Origin of the sequence: Deinococcus aerolatus (assembly GCF_014647055.1) — a bacterium.
Taxonomy (GTDB): domain Bacteria; phylum Deinococcota; class Deinococci; order Deinococcales; family Deinococcaceae; genus Deinococcus; species Deinococcus aerolatus.
On sequence record NZ_BMOL01000010.1, the window covers coordinates 1 to 15828 of the forward strand.

General features: G+C 69.4%; 13 protein-coding genes and 1 pseudogene. 5 read left to right on the top strand and 9 right to left on the bottom strand.

Annotation, left to right across the window (positions count from 1 at the left end; all coding sequences use genetic code 11):
- Window positions 1–65 precede the first annotated feature (65 nt).
- Entirely contained in the window at window positions 66–2747 is a 2682-nt protein-coding gene (alaS, locus tag IEY31_RS11095) for an alanine--tRNA ligase (protein ID WP_188971933.1), read from the bottom strand.
- Window positions 2748–2833: 86 nt separating this feature from the next.
- Between alaS and IEY31_RS19035 the strand changes: the two are divergent.
- Window positions 2834–3160 (top strand): annotated as a pseudogene (locus IEY31_RS19035) (AAA family ATPase); the annotation flags it as partial.
- A 160-nt stretch (window positions 3161–3320) separates the two neighbouring features.
- Here the strand turns inward: IEY31_RS19035 and IEY31_RS11100 are convergent.
- The 4 genes from IEY31_RS11100 to IEY31_RS11115 all read right to left on the bottom strand — a co-directional run bounded on the left by IEY31_RS11100 (window position 3321) and on the right by IEY31_RS11115 (window position 7989).
- Window positions 3321–4778: a hypothetical protein gene (locus IEY31_RS11100; RefSeq protein ID WP_229723505.1), complete on the bottom strand. Its 1458-nt coding sequence runs from the start codon at window positions 4776–4778 to the stop codon at window positions 3321–3323.
- Window positions 4779–4782: 4 nt separating this feature from the next.
- Entirely contained in the window at window positions 4783–5478 is a 696-nt protein-coding gene (locus tag IEY31_RS11105) for a VWA domain-containing protein (RefSeq protein WP_188971935.1), read from the bottom strand.
- Between the two features lie 91 nt (window positions 5479–5569).
- The gene (locus IEY31_RS11110) at window positions 5570–7693 is read right to left on the bottom strand and encodes a transglycosylase domain-containing protein (protein WP_188971937.1); all 2124 of its coding nucleotides are present in this window, start codon (window positions 7691–7693) and stop codon (window positions 5570–5572) included.
- A gap of 11 nt (window positions 7694–7704) precedes the next feature.
- Window positions 7705–7989, bottom strand: a complete 285-nt coding sequence (locus tag IEY31_RS11115) for a hypothetical protein (protein WP_188971939.1) — start codon at window positions 7987–7989, stop codon at window positions 7705–7707.
- A gap of 115 nt (window positions 7990–8104) precedes the next feature.
- On the opposite strand from IEY31_RS11115, the gene IEY31_RS11120 reads away from it, so the two are divergent.
- Window positions 8105–9316, top strand: a complete 1212-nt coding sequence (locus IEY31_RS11120; protein ID WP_188971941.1) for a cysteine desulfurase-like protein — start codon at window positions 8105–8107, stop codon at window positions 9314–9316.
- A gap of 67 nt (window positions 9317–9383) precedes the next feature.
- Here the strand turns inward: IEY31_RS11120 and pyrF are convergent, their stop codons facing one another.
- Together pyrF and IEY31_RS11130 are read right to left on the bottom strand one after the other, a co-directional pair.
- Complete coding sequence (gene pyrF / locus IEY31_RS11125) at window positions 9384–10208, bottom strand: orotidine-5'-phosphate decarboxylase (RefSeq protein WP_188971943.1); 825 nt, start codon at window positions 10206–10208, stop codon at window positions 9384–9386.
- A 37-nt stretch (window positions 10209–10245) separates the two neighbouring features.
- Entirely contained in the window at window positions 10246–10962 is a 717-nt protein-coding gene (locus IEY31_RS11130) for a 3-keto-5-aminohexanoate cleavage protein (protein WP_188971945.1), read from the bottom strand.
- Between the two features lie 37 nt (window positions 10963–10999).
- Between IEY31_RS11130 and IEY31_RS11135 the strand changes: the two genes are divergently transcribed.
- Together IEY31_RS11135 and IEY31_RS11140 are read left to right on the top strand one after the other, a co-directional pair.
- On the top strand, window positions 11000–11866 hold the full coding sequence (locus tag IEY31_RS11135) for a DUF1028 domain-containing protein (RefSeq protein WP_188971947.1): 867 nt from the start codon (window positions 11000–11002) through the stop codon (window positions 11864–11866).
- Between the two features lie 71 nt (window positions 11867–11937).
- Window positions 11938–12405, top strand: coding sequence for an Rrf2 family transcriptional regulator (locus IEY31_RS11140; RefSeq protein WP_188971949.1), 468 nt, complete (start codon window positions 11938–11940; stop codon window positions 12403–12405).
- A 33-nt stretch (window positions 12406–12438) separates the two neighbouring features.
- Here the strand turns inward: IEY31_RS11140 and IEY31_RS11145 are convergent, their stop codons facing one another.
- Window positions 12439–13095 (bottom strand): hypothetical protein, encoded by a 657-nt coding sequence (locus IEY31_RS11145; protein WP_229723506.1) that lies wholly within the window; start codon window positions 13093–13095, stop codon window positions 12439–12441.
- A gap of 169 nt (window positions 13096–13264) precedes the next feature.
- On the opposite strand from IEY31_RS11145, the gene IEY31_RS11150 reads away from it, so the two are divergent.
- Complete coding sequence (locus tag IEY31_RS11150) at window positions 13265–14401, top strand: N-acetylmuramoyl-L-alanine amidase family protein (protein WP_229723508.1); 1137 nt, start codon at window positions 13265–13267, stop codon at window positions 14399–14401.
- 40 nt (window positions 14402–14441) lie between these two features.
- On the opposite strand, the gene IEY31_RS11155 is transcribed toward IEY31_RS11150, so the two are convergent.
- Window positions 14442–15683 (bottom strand): hypothetical protein, encoded by a 1242-nt coding sequence (locus tag IEY31_RS11155; RefSeq protein ID WP_188971954.1) that lies wholly within the window; start codon window positions 15681–15683, stop codon window positions 14442–14444.
- Window positions 15684–15828 lie beyond the last annotated feature (145 nt).

The following is a 15828-nucleotide window of genomic DNA, read 5'->3' on the forward strand; positions in this document are numbered from 1 at the left end:
TCAGCAGTGTGTTGAAAAATGACTTTTCTGATGCCTCGAGTATACCTGTTTAAACGGAATCCGTATCAGAAGGCGGTGTCCAGCGCCTCCAGCGCCGCCGCGGCGTCCGTAATGCCCGCCTGCGCCATGTCCGGGCGGCCCCCGCCCTTGCCGCCGCCCGCCGCCGCCAGCTTGCCCACCAGTTGCCCGGCGTGCGCCCCGCGTGCCACGGCGTCCTTGGTGGCCTTGACCACCAGCCCCTTGTCCCCAGCGATGACCACGAGATCGGCCCCGCTCTGGTCCAGCAGCTTGTCGGCGGCGCCGCGCAGCTCGTTGCCCTCGATACCGGCCAGTTTCAGGGCCGCCACCCGGAAGCCGCCCAGCTCGCGCACCGGCGAGGCCGCGCCGCCCCCGCCGCCCATCTGCGCCTCGGCCAGCTGGCGGCGCACCGCCACCATCTCCTTCTCGGCGGCCTTCAATTGAGCTTGCAGGCCGGATACGCGGGCTTCCAGACCATCGGGACTGGTGTTGAGGATGGCCGCTGCCCGCGCCGTCTGCTGCAGGCGCTCGCGCAGCCAGCCGGTCGCGGCCTCGCCTGCCAGCGCCTCGATGCGGCGGACCCCGGCAGCCACGTTCTCGTCGCCCAGAATGACGAACGCGCCGATGTCTCCAGTGCGGCTCACGTGTGCGCCGCCGCACAGTTCCATGCTCGCCACGGCCTGTCCCTCGTGGGACACTTCGCCGCCTACCTTCACGACGCGCACCGTGTCGCCGTATTTCTCACCGAACAGTGCGGTTGCGCCTGCCGCCCGCGCCTCGGCAATCGGCATCTCCTGCCACGTCACCGGGAAGTTGGCGCTGACCCAGCGCGACACCAGCCGCTCCACCCCCGCGATTTCCTCGGCGGTCATGGCCGCGCCGTGCGCGAAGTCGAACCTCAGGCGGTCCGGGGCCACCAGGGAACCCGCCTGCCGCACCCCGGACCCCAGCACCGCCCGCAATGCCGCGTGCAGCAGGTGCGTGGCGGTGTGGTGACGCTGCGTTGCCTGACGCTCGCCGGAGACCACGCCGCGCACCTGCTGGCCGGGTCTCAGCTCGCCGGACTCAATGGCCACGTCATGCAGGAACACGCCGCCGGGGGTCTTGCGGGTGTCGCGCACCACGCCTGCGCCGCCGTCCCACTCCAGGCGTCCGGTGTCGCCCACCTCGCCGCCGCCTTCTGCGTAGAAGGGCGTGCGGGACAGCACCACGGTGGCCTCGTCGCCCGCGCCCAGATGTTCAAGGCGTTCGCCGCCCACCAGCACGGCCAGCACCTCGCCGTCGGCCTCCAGGGTGTCGAAGCCGACGAACTCGGTGGAGGGCAAGTCTTCCAGCGCCTCCTGCGCCCCGAACAGTTCGGACTTGCCGTATTTGCTGCCTGCCCGCGCGATGTTCTGGGCATTTTCCAGGCTCTCGGCGTACCCGGCCTCATCCACACTGACGCCGTATTCCTCGGCAATTTCCTTGGTCAGATCGACGGGAAAGCCGTAGGTGTCGTACAGAATGAAGGCCTCGTTGCCGCCCAGCACCGCGCCCTTCTCCATGCCTTCCAGCAGGCCGCCGAGGCGCTGAATGCCGCCCTCCAGCGTCTTCAGGAAGCGCTCTTCCTCGCTCCTGATCGTCGCCTCCACCCGTGCCTGCTCGGTGCGCAGTTCGGGGTAGGCGTCGCCCATGCTGTCCACCACCAGCGGCACCAGCCGGTACAGCGTCGGCTCCTTCAGGCCCAGCAGGTAGGCGTGGCGGGAAGCGCGGCGCAGAATCTTGCGGATCACGTAGCCGCGCCCGGTGTTGCTCGGCGTGCTGCCGTCGGCAATGACCATGCTGACGCTGCGGACATGCTCGGCCACCACGCGGTGCGAGACGTTCTGCGGTCCCTCATAGGCGTGGCCGCTCAGCTCGGCCACCTTTGCGATGATCGGGCCAAACACGTCGTTGCTGTAGAAGTCGTACACGTCCTGCACGACGGTGGCCAGCCGTTCCAGGCCCATGCCGGTGTCGATGTTCTTGAACGGCAGATCCACCAGCGTCGGCGTGCCGTCGGGCTGCGGTTCCTGGCGGTCATACTGCGGGAACACGTTGTTCCAGATTTCCAGAAAGCGGGCGCTCTCGCGGGTCTCGGCGTAGTCGGCCCAGGTGTCGTCACCGTACTTCGGCCCCCGGTCATAGAAAATCTCGCTGCACGGGCCGCAGGGGCCGTTGGGGCCTTCCTTGGGCGCGTCGGCGGGCCAGAAGTTCTCGTCGGCCCCGAAGCGCAGGATGTGGTCCTCGGGCAGGCCAATTTCCTTGGTCCAGATGTCGAAGGCCTCGTCGTCGTCCTGATAGATCGTGGCGTACAGCTTGGAACCGTCCATGCCCATCCACTCCGGGCTGGTCAGGAACTCCCAGGCCCAGGTCAGCGACTCGCGCTTGAAGTAGTCGCCAAATGAAAAATTGCCCAGCATTTCCAGCAGCGAGCAGTGCCGCAGCGTGCGTCCCACGTTCTCGATGTCGCCGATGCGCAGGCACTTCTGGGCGGTGGTCACGCGCCGGTTCGCGCCCTGCTCGAAGCGGGCGGGGGCGCCCATGAACTGCGCCTTGAACGGCTGCATCCCCGCCACGGTAAACAGCGTGGTGGGATCGGGGGCCACCGTGCTGTAACTGGGCAGGCGCAGGTGGCCCTTGCTTTCAAAAAAGTGCAGGAATTTCTCGCGAATCTCGGCAGTGGACAGCGTGGGGGATGGAGCAGTCATAGCGGGGAGTTTAGCGCGGGGGCTGCGGGTGAAAAGGGCGGGAGGGTGGGCGTTCGCCGCCCCGGTAAAGTCTTCGCCTGACCAGAATCCGCGTCACCAGCACGTCCGGCACCGGCAAATCCAGCGTCCTGCAGGAGCTGGCACGCCGGGGCCACCGCACCGTGGACACCGACTCGGACGAATGGTGCGAGTGGGTGACGGATGGGCGGGGAGAGCCGGACTGGGTGTGGCGCGAGGATCGCATCGGTGAATTGCTGGCAGGCCACAGCAATGGCACTCTTTTCGTGACGGGCTGTAAATTCAATCGGGGCCGGTTCTATCGTCAGTTCGACACCGTGGTGTTGCTCAGCGCCCCCGCCGCCATCCTGCTGGAGTGCCTCGCCGCCCGCACGAACAACCCCCACGGCAAATCGCCGCAGGAGAGAGCGCTGGTGCTGGAGCATCTGGAAACGGTGGAACCGCTGCTGCGGGCGACGGCGACGATAGAAATCGACGCCGCGCAACCGCTGTCGGTGGTAGCGGAGCGGCTGGAAGCGCTGGCTGATCGAACGAAGTGGGCGGCTCACCTGCCCGCTATAAAAATCCGAAGCGCCGCCGCTCCTGCGGATGCCGCGCTCCGGTCAACTCCTGCGCGAAGGCTTCCAGGGCGTCCTGCACGGCGCGGGCCTCGCGCACCAGATCGGCGGCCACACTCTGGATCTGCCCCTCGCGCTCCTGTTCCCAGTGGTTCAGGACGCGCTCGTTCAGACGGGCGTGTTCGGGGCTGGTCACGTCGCGCGGGGGGGCCAGCCGATCACGCGCCAGTTCCAGGTAACCCACATGATCGGTGGCGCGGGCCACGGCGGCAAATCTGCCGTCCGCCTTCAGCTCGGCCACCCTCGCGGCCAGCCGCTCACGCTCCAGCAGGGCGCGGGCCCGTTCGCGGCCCTGGATCAGTGCCGCGCCCGCCGCCATGCTGACGAGGGCCAGCGTGAACACCAGCAGGGACCAGTGCTGCGGCGCTTGTGGCGCGTCGTCGGGCAGGGCGCTCAGATCGGTCAGCTGCCCCTGCTGCGCGGCGTTGGCGGCAATCTGCTGGGTCACGCGCAGGATGCCGTCCCAGTTCAGGTAGCCCTCCACGCCCAGATACAGCGCGCTTACGGCCAGAATGCCGCCGATGTACGCGCCAGGCCGCGCCATGCCGGGGGTGCGCGTCGCCAGCTTGGCACGGTACGCCAGTTCGTCCACCAGCCACAGCAGCAGCACGCTGAACATGATGCCGGCGGTCAGGGCGATGATGGTCATGTACAGCCGACTTTCCGGGTTGAACAGCAGGTTGATGCTGACCCCGCTGATGATGCCCACGAAGAACTTGCTGAACACTGCAAAGGCGTTGAAGACCTTCTTGCTGCCTGACCGTCCCTCGGGCGGACGCAGGGCGTGGCCCTCGCGCGCCAGTTCGGCCAGCGCCTGCGCCTGATAAAAGCCCTCGGCGCTGTGCACGTCCACCGGCACCCCGGCGGCGGTCAGCGCCTCAAAGCGCTCCTGCCGCGCGGCCTCGATCTCCTCGGTGGCCCGCAGATACTCGCGTTCCACGTCGCCGCTGGCCGCGTTCATAAAATTCAGGTGATCCTGCTGCCGTGCCCACGAGCCGCGCACGCCCACCCCGGTCTCGGCCAGCACGCGGTTGACCGTTGTACGGGCGGTCTCGAAGTTGATGCGGTACTGCTCCACGTTCAGCCGCAGGATGCGCGCCCGCGAGGTCAGTGCGCTGCGGGCAGCCGCGTCGGGCACCAGTTGCAGCTCGCCGCGCAGATCGTCCAGCAACTCCGCGAAGTGCGCGGGCGTCAGCACCGGCAGGAATTGCTCGGCGCTCAGCGGCTCCGGGCGGGGCAGGGCGGGCGCGTAGCTGGACAGGTCGAAGGCTCCGGGGTCTGTGGGTCCGTCTGCCTCGTCCAGGGGTCTCAGGATCTGACCATCGGACGGCTCAGGCGTGTTCGGCTCTGGTTCCCGCCTGGCCAGGTGGATCTCAACCGTTCTGTCGGTGGACATGGGTTTACCTCCGGGCTTTCTTCACGGCGTCGGCGAAGGTGGGGTAGACGTTGTTCAGGTCAAAGGCACCGGCCATCAGCACCCGCGCGTCATCGCCCGCCTTGCCCAGCGCCTTTACGAAGCCGTCGCGGATGGAGTCGCCATTCTTGTCTTTTTCGGGACTCAGGCCTGCGAAGAACAGTTGCCGGGTGTCTTTACGGCCCAGCAGCTTGTCAAAAATGGTGGGCAGCTTGGCCCGCTCCGGATCGTCCAGCAGCGCGCCGTCGCTGAACAGCACCACCACGCCCCCCACGCCCGTCGTCCGCGCCAGCAGCGCATTGGCCTTGCTCAGCCCGGCGGTGATCGCGCTGCCCCGGCCCGTGCACGGCTGCGTCAGCGCGCCGGTGTAGCGCAGGATGTCGGCCTTGCCCATCCGCGCGCCGTTCTTGGACATGAATTTGAAGTCGGCCACCGTCTGCACGCCCTCGCAGATGCGCAGCAGGGTCAGCGTGTCGCCCGAACGCAACTGATTGAGCATGATGCTCTGCGACAGCACCCTGGCCTGCTCGGCGTACCTGTAGGCAGGATTCTTGCTGCTGCCGGTCATGTCGGCAGCAATCACGAAATGCAGCGGCGGCGTACTCAGCCCCAGCACCGTGCCCGCACTCATGGGAACGGGGGTCAGCAGGGGCAACAGAGACAGAAAGGGGAGGGGGGACATGGGGAACTCCTTCGGAGGGATGGATAGCGTTTAAAGGCGTGCGGATTTGAGGGCCGGTGGTGGGCTATGGCTGGCGAACACGTCACCTTGCTCACCCTGGCGGCACCGGATTTCTGGGATTCAGCCCTGGAATCGGCACCGCCACGCCGCCCACCCGGGTAATTCCAGGCGGAACGTCCAGGGTTCGAATGTCGTGCGGCAGGTCGCGCAATATTCCAATCTCGCGGCAGGCGGCCTGATCGCGGTACAGGCCCACCGGCACGCTCTGACGGCCATCCGGGTCACCGATCCACACCGCCATCGCGTACTGCGGTGTCACGCCCGCGCACCACGTGTCGTTGATGTCGTCGGTGGTGCCGGACTTCGCGCCCAGCGGCATGGCCCGGCCGCTCAGGCGCTGGAACAGGGTGGGGCGCAGAAACGGGACGTGTCCGGCAGAATCGTTCACCGCGCCGGTCAGCATGTCGAAGGTCTGATAGGCCACCACCGGGTCCCACAGCGGCTGGCACTCGCGGCGGCGCAGGGGCAGCGGTTTGTCACCATCTCCGTACACCTCGGCCAGTAGGTGCGGCGGGCACAGCGTTCCGCCATTGGCGAAGCTGCCGTACGCCGCCGCCACCGTCAGCGGCGAGGCCCGGTACGTCCCCAGCGCCGGGCTGGAGCGGTTGGCGCTGTCCTCGTTGTAATTCACGCCTTCCAGCACCCGGCGCAGCGCCGCCTCGCGCCCGGTGCCCACCTGCACGGCCACGGTGTTCAGGCTGCGGGCATTGGCCTCGCGCACAGTGACGGCGCGGCCCAGGAAGGTGCCGGAACTGTTGCGGATGGCCTGCGAGCCATAGCGGGTGGCCGTGTCCGTGAAGGTGCTGAACTGGTTGAGGTCCCCGTCTCCGGTGCCGAAGGCTGTGGCGTAGAGGAGCGGCTTGACCGTGCTGGCAACAGGTCTCTGGGCATAGGCCGCCCACTGACGCCCGGCGTCGCTGCTCTGGTTGCCGCCGGTGCTGCTGGCCAGCGCGATGATGCCGCCGCCGCGCACGTCCACCACCGCCGCGCCCTCGGCAATGCCAGGGGGGCGGGGGCCAGTCGCGCCCTCACCCACGACGCGCCGCGACAGTTCGGCCTGCGCCCGCGCGTCAACCGTCAGCACCACACGGCTGACTTTGCTGGGGTTCAGGCCCGCCGCCCGCAGCTCGCGCCGCACCAGTTCCTGCATGGCCCATACGGGTTCGGGCTCGTTGCGGTAATCCGGATTGCGCGCGGCACTCACGATCCGCAAGTCGCCGCCACTGCCCGCGTACTCGGCGCGCCACAGCCGGGGTTGCAGCGGCGTGGAGGCTGCCGCCAGGTAGTCATTCTCGGAAATCAGACCGTTGGAACGCAGGATTCGCAGCGTCAGCAGTTGCTGGCTTCGCATCCAGCGAAAGCGGGCGGTGGCGGTCTCGGGCGGGGTGTCCGCCGCCACCAGATACCGTCCCGGCGCAGGCAGCAGGCCCACCAGAAAGGCGCTCTGGGCGAGGGTGAGGTCTGCCGGATCGACGCCGAACACCGCCCGCGCCGCGTCGTACACGCCCTTGCGCTGGCCGATGCCGATCCACGGCAGGCTGTTCACACTCATCGCCAGCACCTCGGGCCGTCCGTAGCGCAGCGTGACCAGGGGGGCCAGCACAAATTCGGTGGCCTTGCGGGCCATCACCAGCCCCAGCCCGCGCCGGTTGGTGTCGTAATCAAAATGCCCGGCCAGCACATTGTTCTTCAGCAGTTGCATGGTCAGGGTACTGCCGCCCGCCCCGCTCAGGAGGGCGCGTGGCAGGCGACCCAGATCCACCCCGACGTGCGAGAAGAAGCGCACGTCCTCCTTGGCCACGTAGGCCAGTAAGAACGCCGGCGAAACGCCGGTCAGCGGCACGCTCAGCGACTCGCGGCAGGGCACGGCGTTGACCGTCTGGCCCTCGCGGCAGTGGTCAATCACGCCCAGCGGCTCCCCCCGGCGGTCCTGTACCTCGATGGGCCGCAGTTCCGAGCGCAGGTTCCACACGCGCGCAAAGGCCCCGCTGCTCCACGCGCCCGCCATCCCCAGCCCCATCAGGCCCAGCGTCAGGACACCCACGGCGGCGAGTCCTGCCCGCAGGATGCGCCGTAGTGTCCAGCGCGACTTTGGACGCCGCACGAAGGGGGTACGCGGCCAGGGGTTACGCCAGAAATTCAGCCTCTGCTTCATAGCGCCGGACCTCAGCGGGCCACGTCGGTCACGCCCGCCGCCGCCGAGCGGAACTGCCAGTCGCGGGCCACGCTGTTCCACAGCCCCGACGCGCCCACCAGAATCACCAGCGCTGTGCCCAGCACCGCCAGTCCGGTGACTGCCCCGGCCCAGCTCATGGCCGGACGGGGGCCACGCACGCGGCGCAGTCTGGTGCCTGTTTTCTGCTCTGGCCGCGCCGTCTCACGCGCCGCCTGGGGCAGCCCCACCGACGGCAGGCCAGAGGAGTAGGGCCGGGGTTTGCGGACGAAACTCACCAGTAAAGGATAGGGGGGGTGCATGAGAGGGCGCATCACACCAAAGAGTGAACAATTAGAGGTTAAAGCGGCGCATGCAGGCACCGGGGGCCGCAGATCGGCCTACACTCTGGAGATGACCACTGCGACACCGGCCCTGGCCCCCCGTCTCCGTGAACAGTTTCCCCCGCTCTCGGCGGGCCGGGCCTACCTGGACAACGCGGCTGGCGGATTGCTGCCCCTTCGCGCCATTGAGGCCATCACTGCCCACCTGATGCGCTACGGCGCGACGAACGCCATGCCGGGACACCAGCCGGGAGCCGACATTCTGGCCCTCAAGCAGCGTGCCCGCGCGGCCACTGCCTTGTTTCTGAACGCCCAGCCGGAAGACGTGGCGCTGGCGCAGAGTGCCACCGCGCTGGCCTTCCGCCTGTCCGCCGCCTTTGCCCGCCTGTGGGGGCCGGGCGACGAGGTGATCGTGTCGGGCCTGGAACACGAGGCCAACGCCAGCCCCTGGCGCGAGCTGGAGCGCGTGGGCGTGACCGTCAAGGTCTGGCACGCCCGAGCGCCGGAGATGCGCCTGCACGCCGACGATCTGGCCGAACTGCTCTCGGACAGGACGCGGCTGGTGTCGGTCACGGCGGCCAGCAACGCGCTGGGGGTCACCGTGGACATTCCCGCCGTGACCGCCCAGGTGCGGGCGGCAGGGGCGTGGACCGTGGTGGACGCCGTTCACGCCGCGCCGCACACCCTGCCGGACGTGGAAGCGTGGGGCGCGGACTTCGTGATGTTCAGCCCCTACAAGGTCTTCGGGCCGCACCTGGGGGCCATATGGGTCAGGCCCGAACATCGCCCCAACCTGCCCTGGCCCAAACTGAGTTTTGTGCCGGACGGCGACATCACCGGCATCGAGCACGGCACGCCGCAGTTCGAGCTGCTGGCCGGCTGGCTGGGCACGCTGGACTACCTGCGCGAACTGGGCGGCTCGGCGGAACTGACGCGGGCCGCGCTGGTGGCCGCCTACGCCCGCATTGCCGAACTGGAAGGCCCGGTGGCCGAACGGCTAGTTTCTGGGCTGGCCGGGATGGACAACGTTACTCTGTACGGCCCGCAGGACATGACTGGCCGGGTGGGCACGGCGGCGTTCCGCGTGGACGGCGAGACCCCTGAGCAGACCGCCGCCCGCCTGACCGCCGCCGGGGTGGACGCGGGGGCAGGCCACTTTTACGCCGTGCAACCCCTCAAGGATCTGGGGCTGTACCCCGAAGGCATCGTGCGCGTCAGCATCGCGCACTACACGAGCATGGAGGATGTGGAGCGGTTGCTGGCTGGGATTGGGCAGGTCTAGCGCCCTGAAAGTTTAACCGTCAAACGGCTGGGTTTCCTGGCAGTCTGACGGTTAAACCGTCTGACGCTCAGGCTCCCAGCATCCCGTTCAGCTCATCTCTAAATCCCTTCGCCGCCTCCACACTCGCCGCCACGCCCAGCCCGTCCGCGTACTGCACGCCCCGGCTGGCGCTGGCCAGGGCACCCGTGCCGTCCGCGTGGAAGGCGCCCTGCAAGTCGGCGGCGGCCCCACCCTGCGCGCCCAGACCCGGCAGCAGTAGCAGCGCCCGTGGCATCAGCGCCCGGAAGGTGGCGAGGTCTGAAGCGTGCGTCGCGCCCACCACCGCGCCCACCGTGCCGTACTGGCCCTCGGGTGTTCCGGCGTTCAGGCGGTTGATCTCCACGGCCACCCGCTCACTGACGCCGCTGCCCTGCAGGTCGGCCTGACCGGGGTTGCTGGTTTTCACCAGCACGAACACCGCGCCGCCGTTCTCGCGCGCCGTGTCCACGAAGGGGGTGAGCGTCTCGAAGCCCAGAAACGGATTGACCGTTAGCGCTGCGCCCGCGTGCCGCCCGCTCAGCCACGCCCCCGCGTAGGCCTGCGCGGTGCTGCCGATGTCGCCGCGTTTGGCATCCAGCAGTACCGGCAGACCCAGCGTGCGGGCGGCGGCACACACCTCTTCCAGAATGGCGAAGCCCTCCAGGCCCAGCGCCTCGTAAAAGGCCAGTTGCGGCTTGACGCAGGCGGCGTAGGGGGCGCACGCCTCCAGCACCGCCAGCGTGTGGCTTTTCAGGTGCGCGGCGTCGCGGTAGGCGTCCCGGCGCGGATCGAGGCCCACGCACAGGCGGGTGTTCAGGCGGCGGGTGCGCTCGGTCACGGCCTGGGCGAAGCTGGGCTGGGCAGAGGTGGGCATCGTGGGCGAGGCTAACACTTGTGGGGGCCTGAACGTCTCACTCCAGCATCTCCCGCGCCACCCGCACCAGTTCGGCGTTGTCGGTGGCCCCGTCAAAGTCGCCGGGCAGCAGCAGGGTGTCTTCCAGGCCGATGCGGGCCCCCAGGCCGCGCCGCGCCGCCTCGCGCAGCAGCGGCCACGCGCTCTCGCCCAGGCCGTGCAGCACCACTGGCCGGTCCAGTCCGGCCGCGTCCAGCAGGGCGAACATTTCCTTCAACTCGGCCTTGTACGTTCGGATCGGCTGATCGGGCATCTCGACCAGCACGCGCAGCACCTCCTCATGGCGCCGCCACCTCAGGAAGGCCCGCACCGCGTCCGCCGTCCACAGCCCGGCCTCCACGCCGATGCCGCGTTCCAGCAACAGTTCAGCCAGGTCAGGTGCCCCGTCCTCGTGCCAGTTGACCGACACGAAATCGGGCACCGCCATCCAGGCGCGCACGGCGGCCAGTCTCGCTTCCGCGTCCGGCAGAATCCACCAGCCGCTGGACAGGCCCACGGGGACGCCGGGACATGCCTCGCGCACCGCCTCCAGCGCCCGCGCCACGTCCCCGGCGTCCAGGCTCTCGGCTCCCGCCGCATTTCTTGGGTGAAGGTGCAGGGCGTCCGCGCCCGCTTCCACCGCCCCACGCGCCGCCTGGGCCAGTTGCTCGGGCGTGACAGGCACGCCTGGATGCTCGTCGGGGCTTCGGTTGCCGTTCAGGGCCGCTTTCAACACGCCCCCACTGTAAAGCCTGCCCGTTTATCCTGGCGGCATGACCTTTTCCATCGTGGGGCGCGACGCGGCAACAGGGGACATCGGGGTGGCGGTGGCCAGCAAGTTTCTGGCGGTGGGGGCGCTGGTGCCCTTCGTGCGTGCGGGCGTGGGCGCGGTCGCCACCCAGAGCTACGTGAATCCCAGCTTCGGCCCCGACGGGCTGCGTCTGCTCGCAGAGGGCCTGTCGCCGCAGGAGGTGGGCGCCCGCTTTCAGGCCGAGGACGCCGACATCGCCCAGCGCCAGTTCGGCATCGTGGCGGCGGACGGCAGAAGCGTGATCTTCAGCGGCTCCGGCTGCCACGCCTGGGCGGGCGGAATCGCGGCGGCCGACGTGGCAATTCAGGGCAACATCCTGACCGGACCGGAGGTGGTGGAGGCCATGCACGAGATCTGGCAGTCGACGGCGGGTCAGCCGCTGCCGCGCCGCCTGCTGGCCGCATTGCGGGCCGGGGACGACGCGGGCGGCGACAGGCGGGGCCGCCAGTCCGCCACGCTGCTGTGTGCCGGGCCGGGCCGGGGCTATGGGGGCCTGACCGACGACTGGGTCAACCTGCGCGCCGACGATCACGCTGATCCCTGCACCGAGCTGGAGCGGCTGCTGGACACCTTCGATCTGCTGTTCGGCAGGCCCACGGAGACGCGTGAGCTGAACGAGGGCGAGCTGAAGTGGCTGCGCGCCCTGCTGATCCGCCAGGGCCACGCCGCTTCGCTGCCCGCTGGCCCCTGGGACGCCGACACCGAGGCCGCCGCGTGGGCGCTGTACGGCACCGAGAATCTGGAAGAACGGTGGGTGGGTGGCGGCCACTTCGATCCGGCGGCGCTGGCGTACCTGCGGGGCCACTTCGGAGATCACCCCGGACATTGAGCGTGAGCACACCGGGCCGGCGCCGGCCCGCCGCACCGCCGCCCCGGCCCCATCTGCTCTAGACTCCCCGCATGCGCCTTTCGGCCACCGATGTGTACGCCTTTCAGGCCCTGGGTTTCCTGGGGACGCAGGACGCCGGACGCTGGGTGTCCAGCGAGGAGATCAGCGAGGCCACCGGCGTTCACCGCCCGTATCTGGTCCGGATTCTGGCGGTGCTGGGCAACAAGGGGGTGGTGAAGAGCAAGAAGGGCATCGGCGGCGGCTACGCGCTGGCCCGCAAGCCGGGGCTGATCAGCCTGTGCGAGGTCGTGCGCGCCGTCGACGGCCCGGTGGCACCTCTGTCGTGCATCAGCCTGAACTGGCACGAGCCCTGCCCCGAGGAGGGCCGCTGTCATGCCCGCGCCACCATCTACACCCGCATGCGTGACGCCATGCTGGGCGTGTTGCAGGAGTTCAGCGTGGCCGATCTGGTGACCGACGCACGCCAGGGCGTGAGCTACGGCCACTGCCTGGGGCATCTGCTCAAGCCCGGCGCGTAGCTCCGCTTCAAGCCTGGGACTGACTGTGGCTGCCTACTTCAGATAGGGGGCGAATCGGCCCAGCGTCGCCGCGTCCGGGCTGGCCGATGAGCGCACAACCTGATGGCCGCCGAAGACCAGCAGCAGGCGGCCCTCCGCGTCTGCAGAAGCGTTCAGGGTGCCCTGGCGGGCGGTGTACGGCCCGGTCAGCACCGCCTGCATGGTGTTGAGATCGAAGGCCAGCGCCGCGCCGCTCAGGGCAGGACCTTCGGCCCGGACGCCGCCGGAGGCGCTGACAAAGGCCGTTCCGACATTCAGCGTGACGCGCGGGGCGCTGAGGTTCTTGAAGCGGGCGTCGTTGTAGGTCACGTTGCCGGTGGCCGTCACGGTGGAGGACTTGAGATCGTAGGTCACCTGCGCGGCCCGCAGCGTGCCGCCCTGCTTGGTGGTCAGCACAGCGTTCTGGGCCGTCAGGGTCTTGCCGGGATTGAGGGTCATGGCGCTGGCCACCAGTTTCAGGCCGCCCTTGCTGTCGGTGGCGGTGCCGCCGCCGGGCAGTTCGGTGACGCCCGTTTCCAGGTTCAGGTTCTGCGGGCCGCGCGGCGTGACGTTCAGGCCGCCGAAGGTGACCGCCTGGCCGCCGTTAAACGGACTCAGGGTCAGCAGACCCAGCGTCGCGGCTGCCAGAAAGGAAGAGGAGGGGAGTTTCATCCTCTCACCGTAACGGCCCGCGCCTGAGCGGCGTGAGTGGGCCAGTCAGACCCGCTTCAGGTGCCGTCCGCCCGGCGTCCCGACTCTCATGCCCTCTCAACCGCGCGTAAGGATGGGGGCGTTACACTCCGGGGCAGTGATTTCCTCATCTCTACGCTCTGTCCTTTCTGTGCTGCGCCTCCGCGACGCGCGTCCCCTCCGTTTTCTGCTTCGTGTCGTGGCCCTGCTGTGGACGCTGGCGCTCCTCTCCCACGCCGCCGCCGCCCCGCGTGTGGGGGCGCACGACGGCTTCACGCGGCTGGTGTTTGACCTGCCGGGCAACTCCAGTTCCAAAGTCACGGCGGCGGGCCGCAGCGTGACCGTTAGGCTGAATGTCAAGCTCAAAACCGAGCAGGGTGCCTTGAAGGCGGCGGGCGTCACGGCCTACGCGGTATCGGGGGGAACGGTCACGGTCACGCTGGCGGGGACCAGCAGCGCCGGGAAGACCAGAGTCAGCGTGCTGCCCAGCAGCGGGGCAGCGGCGGCCCGGCTGGTGATCGACGTGCCGACCTCGGCCTCCGCGCAGGCGTCGATCAGGCCGGCAGCCACCCCAATTCGCCCTGCGTCGGTGTCCGCCGCCGTGACCCGCCCGCGCGTGGTGCTGGACGCCGGGCATGGCGGCGGCGATCCGGGCATGACCAGCCAGTGGGTCATGGAGAAGGCCGTGACGCTGGACGTGGCGCTGCGGACCCGCGCCGAACTGGTCAAACACGGCGTGGACGTGGTGATGGTCCGTACCTCTGATACAGCCCTCAGCGCCGACAAGCGCACGGATCTGGACGCCCGCTCACGGCTGGCAACCACCGGTCAGGTCAGCGCATACATCAGCATTCACGTCAACGCGGGCGGACCGTCGGCGCAGGGCATCGAGACGTATTACTTTGGGCAGCCGCTGGCGGGCAGTGACCGCAGCCGCGCCGTGCAGGAAAACGGCGGCGGCAGCGTGGGACAGGAGCTGACCCGCAAGGCCGCCAACAGCGCCCAGGGCCTGCTGGGCGACATCGTGGCGCAGGCCAAGCTGTCGTTCTCACGTCAGCTGGCTCAGACGGTGCAGGCGCGGCTGCTGCAGTACACCGGGGCCGTCAACCGGGGCGTGCAGACCGACGCTTTCTACGTGATCCGCAACCCCACCACCCCCGCCATCCTCACCGAGATCGGCTTCGGCAGCAACCCTGGCGAGGGTGCCCGGCTGGCCACCCCCGCCTACCGCGAGAAGATCGCGCAGGGGCTGGCGCGGGCCATTCTGGATTTCCTGCACACGCAGTAGGCGTCGGGGCTGGAGGCTGGGATCGGGACGCTGGCTGGGCTCAGGGCACCGGCCCGAGGTTCCGCAACTGCACCCCGTACACCCCACGGACGTCCTCGCGCCACGCCAGGACGATGTCACCGCCAGGCCGCACCGCCAGACCGGGCGAGCGGGCGTCGCGTCGGGGGTCCAGGTTCAGCGCGCCGTGGATCTGCCAGGCCCTGCCCGTCCAGCGGGCCAGATGAATCTGCCCGATTCCGGAGCGTTCCTCCACCCAGGCCAGCACGGGCTGTCCGGCCCGGTCCAGCGCCAGGGCCGGAGCGCTGGCCGAGTGGGGGCTCAGGGGCCCGCCCAGCGCCTGCCACGCCTGCCCGTCCCAGCGCGAGGCGTACAGCGCGTCCCTGCCGCTCAGGTCTTCCAGCCACGCCACGGTGGGCTGTCCCTGCCGGTCCAGTTTGAGGCGGGTGGAGGCCAGATAACGGTCCGGCGTGCGGTTGAGGCTGCCGCCCAGCGCCTCCCAGGCAGTCCCGGTCCAGCGCTTCACGAGGACGTTGCTGGCCAGCACCTCGCCCTGCAGCCACGCCACGGTCGGCTGCCCCGCCGCGTCCAGCCCCAGCGCGGGCGTGCGCGAGAAGACGCTGATCTCGTTGAAGGCCGGACTGCGGGTCCACGTTTTCGTCACCGCGTCCCAGCGGCGCACGGTCAGGCGGCTGCCGTAGGGGGTGCGCAGCGTCTCGCCCCACGCCAGCACGGGCTCGCCGTTCCGCGCTGCCACCGAGCGCGTGCGGGCCGCATACGGGAGATCGTCGCCCAGGTAGCGCGCAAACCAGTCGGTCCAGCGGCCCTCCTGGTACGCCCGGAACACCACCACGTCGTTGTCGCCGTAATTCTCGTTCCAGACCATGACCGGCGTGCCCCCGGCGTCCAGCGCCAGATCGATGTTGGAGGCCGGGCGCGGCACGTCGTAATTCAGCACGCCGCCGGGCAGGCCGCCGCGCAGCAGCTCCCAGCCGCCCCCCGCGCTGCGCCACACCCGCACCTTGCGCGATTCGTACAGGCCCTTGCCGCTGTCGGCCTGTCCCGCGTCGTTCAGCAGGGCCAGCAGCAGCGAGCCGTCGGGTGCGGCGGCCAGTTGCAGTTCACGCAGCGGGCGCGCGGCCTCGGCGGGGGGCGGGGCCAGGGGCTGCAGGGCGGCGTGGCCTCCCGCGTGGGCCCTGCCGAACAGGGCGGCGCAGCCCACAAGAAGCAGAAGCGGGGCCAGGCGGGTGGGGAGCGGGCGTCCGTGCGGCGGGGAACTGGGCATGGGGCGGCCTCCAGGTGGACAGGACTAGTCAGCATTTTCAGCACAGACTTGTCGGGTGGAGCCTGTCAGAAGGGACCTGTCAACAGGGGCCTGCACACAGGGTCCGTTTCATTGTGCGGCCCCGTGGCCACCCAGGACAATGCAG